General features: G+C 62.3%; 1 protein-coding gene. It reads left to right on the forward strand.

The annotated features are described in order from the left end of the window. Window positions 1–32: 32 nt before the first annotated feature. A partial coding sequence (locus MKL09_RS12085) for a glutathione S-transferase N-terminal domain-containing protein (protein WP_244020409.1) occupies window positions 33–462 on the forward strand: 430 nt, incomplete at its 3' end.

Below are 462 nucleotides of genomic sequence, written 5' to 3' on the forward strand. Positions count from 1 at the left end.
CGCGGAATGAACCAGCTTAGGATTGCAGCACGATGAAGCTGATCAGCGCGACACCGAGCCCGTATGCCCGCAAGGTGCGGATCGCGCTCGCCGAGAAAGGCATCCCTTTCGACCTGGAGACCGAAGTGCCCTCGCACGGCACGTCCGTGACACCTCAGTATAATCCGCCCGAGAAGCTGCCGGTCCTCATCCTTGAGGAAGGCAGCGCCGTCTACGCGTCGCACTACGTACTTGAGTGGACCGAGGCCCGCCCTGAAGTATGGCTGTTGAGCCGACAGAGGACGGAATCGATGGCCCAACGACCCAAGCCTGAGGAGATCGTGAGCAAGCTGCGTCAGGTCGACGTGCTGGTCGCACACGGACAGAGCGTCGCCGCGTCGACCAGGGCGATGGGAGTGACCGAGGTGACATACGATCGGTCTCGCAGAGCGGTCCAGCGGCTGGAATACGATCAAGCGAACG

Origin of the sequence: Methylobacterium sp. J-048, from assembly GCF_022829515.1 — a bacterium.
GTDB lineage: Bacteria > Pseudomonadota > Alphaproteobacteria > Rhizobiales > Beijerinckiaceae > Methylobacterium.